Raw genomic sequence first — 7,386 nt, 5'->3', positions numbered from 1 at the left:
AAGGCCGGATACGTTTGTGCAGACAGATCAAGCTGAACCCGAGAAACCACTTGCCGACGGGGCGGGCCATACGTTTTTCCGCGCCCGCCGCCTTCTGGTGAGCCCGAATGACTGTCCCGTCCAAGTGCACTAGGCCCAGCGACAGGCCCTGCTCCTGGCACAGATCCAGCAACTGCTGCCACACGCCAAGCTTGGACCAGCGGATCGACAATTGCGCGGCCCGCCACCAAGGTCCCAATTCCGCCGGAACGCTCCGCCATTTGGCGCCATTCGTGTGGCGCCACACGATGGCCGACAGGGTACGCCGTAGATCCTGCGGCGCCGTCTTGCCTTTGGGCCGCACAGCCTCGATCAGCGGAGCCCACAGCGCCCACACCGCATCGTTGGAAAAATCGATCGCTTCAGACTGTGTCATACACCGCAAATAGGTGGATGCGTCAAGCCATAACAGACCCTAGTGCACTGATCCATTCACAAGGCACAAGAGAATGCCTCGGTGGCGGCCCTCGAAGCGATGCTGCTTCCGTCTGCATCGAAGCACTAGAGCTGGTGCCGTTCAAGTTGGGTCGTATGCATCGTAGCCGGCAGCGGCGAGGTAGTTGCGGCACTCGTCGGGTTTGAAGCGCGTGAACGCGTTCCGGATCGCCCCCCACAAGTCAGGGACGGTGCGGGCCGCCGCCGTGCGCAGCAGGGCTTTGAGCTTGGCGAAGGCTTGCTCGATCGGGTTGAAGTCTGGGCTGTAGGGCGGAAGGTAGCGCAGGTGCGCTCCCGCCGCCTCGATCGCCTGGCGGACGCCGGCCACCTTGTGGGCGGCGAGGTTGTCCATCACCACCGTATCGCCCGGTGTGAGCGCCGGCACGAGCATGTCGGTGACGTAGGACAGGAAGCGCACGCCGTTTGTGGCCCCGTCCATGAGGTGGACCGCGAAGGGGCCGCTCGCCCGCAGGGCGGCCGTGACGGTGGTGGTCTTGTAGTGGCCGTGCGGCACCGCGATGCGGCAACGCTCGCCTCGCAGCGCTCGCCCGTAGCGCCGCTCCATGTTGGTGGCCGTCGCGGTCTCATCCAGGAACACGACACGCTCGGGGTCGAGGTCGAGTTGGCCCTCGAACCATGCTTCGCGCGCTTCCATCACGTCCGAACGGCCTTGCTCGGCGGCGTGCAGATCCCCTTTTATGGATGGCCCGCCCCTCTCTCTGCAGCAGCTGATAGCATGCTGATGTAACCAAGGTGAGGACGGAGCAGAGCCATGCAGCTTTCCATCATCGGCATCGATCTCGGCAAGACGTCGTGCAGCCTCGTCGGCGTGGACACGGCCGGCAAGGTCCTGGTGCGCCGGCGCATGCGCCGCGACACCATCGTCGCCTTCTGCTCCAAATATCCAGGCAGCGTCGTTGCCTTGGAGGCCTGCTGTGGCGCTCACCACATCGGTCGGGCTCTGGCCGCCAAGGGACACGAGATCAGGCTCATGTCGCCGGAATACGTACGGCCCTGTGTCAAGGCACAAAAGAACGACGACCGGGATGCCGAAGCCATCGCTGAGGCCGCGAGCCGGCCTACCATGCGCTTCGTCACCTTGAAGTCGGAGGAGCAGCTCGACATGCAGACGCTCCATCGTGTGCGCGACAGGCTCGTCGGCGACCGGACGTCGCTGATGAACCAGATGCGCAGCCTTCTGCTGGAGCGCGGCCACATCGTAGCGCAGGGGCGCGCCAAGCTGGCCGTCGCCCTGGCCGAGCTGCTCTACGCGAAGGAACGCGTCCTGGCCGCGCGGATTCACGAGCTGATCGTCGACATGCGCCGCCAGTGGGTGGCGCTCGACGAGCGCATCAAGGCGTTCGACGCCGAGTTCACCGCCGCCGCGAAGGCGCAGGACGGGGCGAAGCGCCTCTTGTCCATCCCCGGGATCGGCGCGCTGAACGCCACCGCCCTGGTGGCAGCCATCGGCGATGCTGGCACCTTTGCCCGAGGACGGGACCTCGCGGCCTGGCTGGGCCTCGTGCCACGCCAGGTGACGACGGGCGGTCGCCCGAAGCTGCTCGGCATCACCAAGCGCGGGAGCAAGTACCTGCGCAAGATGCTGATCCAGGGTGCGCGATCGGCGCTGCCGACTCTGAAGGCTGGGGACACAGCCGTGGGTGCCTGGCTGCGCGGGCTGCTCGCCCGAGCGCATCTCAACGCAGCCGTTGTCGCGCTGGTGGCCAAGATGGCCCGCACCGTGTGGGCGCTGCTGCGGCACGGCGATATCTACAAGGCCGCGCCCGCGGCGCCAACGGCGCCCGTGGCGGCCTGAACCGGATCGGCTGACGCGAAAGGAGCGTCGGCCCTCGATGTCTGTGGGTGGCGACAAGGAGATGGCCTGACTGTCAACCGGCGTCCTGGAAACCTTTCCCGCAAAATGGCACTCGATGCCGTCCCTTTTATCGGGACCAGGACGCGCGGCTCTCCATCTTGGCCAACGGCTTGCCGGAAGGCCGGATACGTTTGTGCAGACAGATCAAGCTGGACCCGAGAAACCACTTGCCGACGGGGCGGGCCATACGTTTGCGGGTGATGCCGTGGCGCCGAAAGAAGCGCGACAGCCCGCTCAGGCTCGCCGTGGCCCCATTCTCTTCCAGCGCATCCTTCACCTCGCGTAGGTAGATCTGCGGTCGCGCCGCGTAGGCCTGCAGGATCGTGGCCGCATGCACCTCGGTCCGGTGCGAGTGCCGGTCGCCGCCCATCGGCTTGGCGGCGATCTCGCCTTCGGCCCGAAACCGCGCATGCCAGCGAATCGCGCTCGCCTTGGCGACCCCGAACCGCTCCGCCGCTTGTCCGCACGAAGCACCCGCCTCGATAGCGGCGATCACCCGCTCGCGCAGGTCCAGCGACAAGGCTCGTGCCATTATGCCCTCCGTGATCACGACACCATGGAATCACAGCGGCGGTCCGATCGCTACCTCGACCGACTCAGATCGATAGGCAGCAGCTCTAGCCGCCCTCAGACCTGCCCTGGCAGGCTCAACGAACCTTGAAGGCGGTCCGGTTCGGCCAAATTCTTTTACGGATTTCTCCCCGCTAAGTGTCCGTCCGATAAGGGCACGAGAAGTTGAGTGGCCGGGGCTGAGATGATTCCAGGAGGGTGCTGAAACCTGATCTGGAACCGCCATGTGGACCCCGGCCACCCGTGAGCAGCATAGCCGCTCGGACCTTCGCTACTCAACCGATCTGACCGACGCCGAATGGGCGGTCCTCGAACCGCTGTTGCCGTCCGCCAACCCGCTTGGGCGGCCGCGGCTGTGGTCGCTACGGGACATCGTGAACGGCATCTTCTTTGTTCTGCGCGGCGGGGTTCCCTGGCGCCTGCTGCCGAAGGACCTGCCGCCGAAGAGCACGGTCTATGGCTCCTTCAGCGCTTGGCGCGACGATGGCCTGTTCGCTGGCATCAACCATCACCTCGTCATGCTGGACCGCGAGCGCGCCGGGCGGGACGCTTCGCCCACGGCGGCCGTGCTCGACAGTCAGAGCGTGAAGACCACGGAAAGCGGCGGTCCGCGAGGCTACGACGCGGGCAAGAAGGTGAAGGGTCGCAAGCGCCAAGTCTTGGTGGACACGGACGGCCGCGCCCTGGTGCTCGCCCCGCAGCCGGCCGACGTTCAGGATCGCGACGGAGCCGTGCCGGTGCTCAAGCAGTCGCGCCGCTCCTACCCTTTCATCGTCAAGGCCTTCGCCGACGCAGGCTACGCCGGCGACAAGCCGGCCAGCGCCACACTCATCGCCGTCGAGATCGTCCGCAAATCGCCCGGGCAGGTTGGCTTCGTGGTCCACCCCCGACGATGGGTGGTTGAGCGCTTCTTTGCCTGGATCAGCCGCAATCGACGGCTCTGGAAGGACCCGGAGGCCACCATCGCTTCCGCTAAGGCCTTCCTCTACGCCGCATCCGTCATGATGCTGCTACATCGCTTAGGTTGCAAAACCTGAATTCCCGGGCGGACTCTAATAAATGTGCGGGTTTGGCTAAATATTGGTCATCAACATTTTGTCACAAATTTCGTGCAAGGTCACCATGATTAATCTACTTTGCCTCCAGCGGAATTTATCCCGCAAAGCGGCGGCAGGAATGATGCGTATCTCGGATTGACGTTGGATAGACTTATGCTGCATCGCGTGTGTCCTAGCCGCTTGTGGATGGAATCTTCTGCTTCGTGGTTCCGTTCGCGATTTAACACTTACCTCAGCATCAGTGCGGCCAAAGATCACGTGGGACGCCCGTCCAATCCAAAGGCCGGCTATCGACCCGAGCTAACGGGATTGCGGGGGCTTGCGATTATGATCGTTGTGATTGGTCATTTGTTCGAGCGGGTTTGGCGCTTTTATGGTGACAATCGGATCTCATCTTTTGAACATCAGATATTAAGTTTCATTGCGACGCCGTTCACGGGATGTTGTATTTTTTTTAGTCTAAGTGGTTATTCTCTTATGCTCACGCTAAAAAACGGTCGAGATCCGTTCGAGGCGGGATGGTTTAAGACCTACGGGTTAAGACGCCTGCTCCGCCTTTGGCCACCTTACGCAATATTGCTGGTTAGCACTTACCTCGTGCTCACAGCTACGCGCTACAATCCACCCCAAACACCCTCTTTTCATAGCGGACCCACTTCACTAACACTGAGCCTACTCGCATCGCTGGCCCTATTTCATGATATTGCATTCGGAACGTTTCCTCGTCTGTTCCCACCTGGTTGGTTTATCGAAGATCAGTTTCAATTCATAATAACAGGCCCGGTGCTGTGGAGCCTCTATGGCCGACTACCCTTCGGCCTGATTAGAATGGTTATCGGCGCTCTCTTGGTTTTGGATTTTACCATGCTGGCGGCCTTCAGCCACGATAGAGGTTCACAGAACATCCAGTACGCTCTGATAGCTTTTCTACCTTACTTCGCTACAGGCGCCTACATGGCGGACATTCATCTGAACGTTCCACGCAGATCGAGCAATGTTAAGCTTTGGTCAATTTGCGGATATTGTGCGCTTGTGACCTTAATGATGATTGGCATGCCGTTTGATGATCAATTTGTACAAACAAGTCTCCGGATCGGCTGCCTTCTCATCCTGATTGGCGTTTCGTGCAGGGCGGGAACGGGTCTCCAGCGAATGACGGCGAGTCGATGGATGGGCCGCCTCGGCGCCATCTCGTATTCCGTATTCCTCGTGCATCTGCAAGTTCTGGAATTGGTCATTCCGAGAATTGTGGAGACGTGCGATCGTTTCGGGTTGATACCCGTACTGATCATATCCTCAGGTTGCGGCATTGGGGCAGTGTTGGTCGTCGCGGCCCCATTCTACTGGTTTGTGGAGCGCCCTTGGGTGGTGGCGGCTGACCTTTGGTCGTCTCGAAACGCCACCATTAATCCCAGCGCGAGGTTAAGGCTGTGATGTCATATTTGGAGTCGCTTCGAGTCGTAGCCGTGCCGCTGCGATCAAAAGCCTCGTAGCCTGCAGCGTCGAGGATTTCGTCATAGCCGTCGAGCGCACTCCGGAAGTCCTGCGCTCTTCCTCGACTATATTGGCCGTAGCGACGCCCGGAAGGTCTGAGCCGCGTGCTGTTGCTGATGGGGGCAGGCCAAGTCGGATGATGTCGTAGGCGGCCTTGCCGATCACCGTCTGGTCAAGCTTGCGCATGTGGATGCGGATGCCGCCGGCAGCGTTGGCCAGGGGATCGAGTGCTCTGATGCAGACAGATTGTGCTCCTTCCTTGGGGCTCTCTCAGCGGTGATCCCTTGTACGTTTTGAGTGCATCTTCTGACCTGGAGTGCCAAACGTCCCGCCATCCTCTCGGGCACCGGGGCGGATCGTCGGCGGTGCCGGCGAGGTTAGCCCGGCGGCAGGTTGTCGAGCCGAGCCTCGATCACGCCCCGTCTGCCGCGGCGTAAGCGCTGGCCTGCCCGCGAAACGTAGGGCCTGGGTTCATCTGGATATTGGCGATGGCGTCCTCTCGCACCGTCATGAGGGCCACGGCGGCCCGGTCGAGATAGCGGAGCTTCTTCGGCATCGTCGCCAATTCCCAAGGGTGCCACCGCACCGACGCCCTCAGCGCATCGTGCTCGTAGAGCGCCCTGGCCACCCTGTCCCGATCAGACCCGACCTCGACGGCTGTAACGGCATTGACCCTGCGAGGCGACCGGCTCATCTTTCGCAACCTCCACTCGAATCTTTGAAACCCACGGGTTCGTCTGAAGTGAGAACTAACGTTGAAAAAACCTGTTTTCTACCAAGTGGATGCAACTAGGTTAACAAGAAGGTGCGCTATAGAAGCACCTTGCGGCCCGCGTTCAGCGGCGTGGGATCCGTGCGGGTCGGTCGACGCAGGATCGCGTCGAGCCGAACAGCCAGGGCGAGCGGATCGCCGTCGTTGCAGAGCACCGCGTCGGCCCTCACACCCATCTCCGAGGCATGCGCGCCGGCCGGCCGGGCGATCCCCGGTCGGCACACCTCCACGACGGTGCCACCGAGCGCCCGAACCGCGGCGACCTCGTTGTTGAAGCGCACGTCGTCGGCCACCACGCGCTCCAGCCCGGCGATCGAAGCCGCCCATATCTCCACCCACAGGTCGGGCGCGAGCGCTCTGCCCCATTCCGTGCCGAGCGTCTGCGCGGCGCGGCGGGGCGTTTGCCCGCCGAGGTGGCGGGTCGGCACCTCCTTCAGGTCGCCGTCAACCATGCGGTCGACCTCGCCTGCCGGCCCACCCTGGGCGTGGAGCAGGTAGCGCAGCATGCCCTTCAGCAGCGCCGCGAAGGGACGGCGCACGAAGCCATGGTGCTCGGCGAGGTGGCGCGCCGCTGTGGACTTGCCGGCGCCGGCGAGGCCGCAGAGGCCGATTACCATCATGCGTCATCATCCTTTAAGGGTTGGCGCGCCAGGACCGTGCTGGCTTCGGACGTGGACAACCGACGCGATGGGGCATCTCGACGTCATCAAGGCAATGCTGCTGGTCGCGACCGGCTGCGCGTGGATTGCGCTGGTACTCGCGATGCTCGGGCCCGCTCGCCTGCGGTTGGGTGACGACAAGGCGTGCGCCATCGCTTTCCTGATCACGGCCGGGGTCACCCGGCTCGCGTTCACCGAGGTCTACACGCGTCTTCAGATCGCGCTGTTTTGCGCGGCGGCAGGCATCCTCGTGGCCAAGCAGGCCTCGGCGACGCTGACAGGCACGAAACTGAGACGGTGGAGCTCATGCGCCGGCGGCACCATCGTCGGTGCGATTGTGTCGCGTGAGGTGGTACATCACCACCTCTGGCATTGGATATGACTTGGTCGCAATAGCGCCAACCTCCGCCTAGGTGTTCAGTCCCGCGGTGTGATGGTGCAAACTCCCCCCTGACTCGTCAGCAGGAGGATGGCCTATGGCAA

At 62.7% G+C, this 7,386-nt stretch carries 8 protein-coding genes and 1 pseudogene; 4 read left to right on the top strand and 5 right to left on the bottom strand.

Annotation, left to right across the window (positions count from 1 at the left end; translation table 11 throughout):
- The coding region (locus D3273_RS26875) for a transposase (RefSeq protein WP_245501414.1) at positions 1-415 on the bottom strand (415 nt) is incomplete at its 3' end.
- Positions 416-556: 141 nt separating this feature from the next.
- Positions 557-1,207 carry an IS630 family transposase gene (locus D3273_RS26870; protein WP_281011429.1) on the bottom strand — a complete coding sequence of 217 codons (651 nt, stop codon included), beginning with the start codon at positions 1,205-1,207 and terminating at the stop codon, positions 557-559.
- A 39-nt stretch (positions 1,208-1,246) separates the two neighbouring features.
- Between D3273_RS26870 and D3273_RS26865 the strand changes: the two genes are divergently transcribed.
- Entirely contained in the window at positions 1,247-2,290 is a 1,044-nt protein-coding gene (locus D3273_RS26865; protein WP_129230021.1) for an IS110 family RNA-guided transposase, read from the top strand.
- A gap of 241 nt (positions 2,291-2,531) precedes the next feature.
- Here D3273_RS26865 and D3273_RS29775 read toward each other — a convergent pair.
- Positions 2,532-2,882: pseudogene (locus tag D3273_RS29775) on the bottom strand (IS630 transposase-related protein); the annotation flags it as partial.
- Positions 2,883-3,144: 262 nt separating this feature from the next.
- On the opposite strand from D3273_RS29775, the gene D3273_RS26855 reads away from it, so the two are divergent.
- Positions 3,145-3,957: an IS5 family transposase gene (locus D3273_RS26855; RefSeq protein WP_129230019.1), complete on the top strand. Its 813-nt coding sequence runs from the start codon at positions 3,145-3,147 to the stop codon at positions 3,955-3,957.
- A gap of 174 nt (positions 3,958-4,131) precedes the next feature.
- Positions 4,132-5,412: an acyltransferase family protein gene (locus tag D3273_RS26850; RefSeq protein ID WP_129230018.1), complete on the top strand. Its 1,281-nt coding sequence runs from the start codon at positions 4,132-4,134 to the stop codon at positions 5,410-5,412.
- A gap of 472 nt (positions 5,413-5,884) precedes the next feature.
- Here D3273_RS26850 and D3273_RS26845 read toward each other — a convergent pair whose 3' ends face one another.
- Together D3273_RS26845 and D3273_RS26840 are read right to left on the bottom strand one after the other, a co-directional pair.
- On the bottom strand, positions 5,885-6,166 hold the full coding sequence (locus tag D3273_RS26845) for a hypothetical protein (protein WP_129230017.1): 282 nt from the start codon (positions 6,164-6,166) through the stop codon (positions 5,885-5,887).
- A gap of 116 nt (positions 6,167-6,282) precedes the next feature.
- Positions 6,283-6,864, bottom strand: coding sequence for a deoxynucleotide monophosphate kinase family protein (locus D3273_RS26840; protein WP_129230016.1), 582 nt, complete (start codon positions 6,862-6,864; stop codon positions 6,283-6,285).
- A gap of 67 nt (positions 6,865-6,931) precedes the next feature.
- On the opposite strand from D3273_RS26840, the gene D3273_RS26835 reads away from it, so the two are divergent.
- The gene (locus D3273_RS26835) at positions 6,932-7,285 is read left to right on the top strand and encodes a hypothetical protein (RefSeq protein WP_129230015.1); all 354 of its coding nucleotides are present in this window, start codon (positions 6,932-6,934) and stop codon (positions 7,283-7,285) included.
- Positions 7,286-7,386: the final 101 nt, after the last annotated feature.

This window comes from Lichenibacterium minor, from assembly GCF_004137685.1.
Classification (GTDB): Bacteria; Pseudomonadota; Alphaproteobacteria; order Rhizobiales; family Beijerinckiaceae; genus Lichenihabitans; species Lichenihabitans minor.
This window is presented reverse-complemented; position numbering and strand designations above follow the sequence as displayed.

What these genes read in the sequence shown, in the direction of transcription:
- D3273_RS26865 (WP_129230021.1), top strand. Translation starts at nt 1,247, where the DNA reads ATGCAGCTTTCCATCATCGGCATCGATCTCGGCAAGACGTCGTGCAGC.
- D3273_RS26855 (WP_129230019.1), top strand. Translation starts at nt 3,145, where the DNA reads ATGTGGACCCCGGCCACCCGTGAGCAGCATAGCCGCTCGGACCTTCGC.
- D3273_RS26850 (WP_129230018.1), top strand. Translation starts at nt 4,132, where the DNA reads ATGCTGCATCGCGTGTGTCCTAGCCGCTTGTGGATGGAATCTTCTGCT.
- D3273_RS26845 (WP_129230017.1), bottom strand. Translation starts at nt 6,166, where the DNA reads ATGAGCCGGTCGCCTCGCAGGGTCAATGCCGTTACAGCCGTCGAGGTC.
- D3273_RS26840 (WP_129230016.1), bottom strand. Translation starts at nt 6,864, where the DNA reads ATGATGGTAATCGGCCTCTGCGGCCTCGCCGGCGCCGGCAAGTCCACA.
- D3273_RS26835 (WP_129230015.1), top strand. Translation starts at nt 6,932, where the DNA reads ATGGGGCATCTCGACGTCATCAAGGCAATGCTGCTGGTCGCGACCGGC.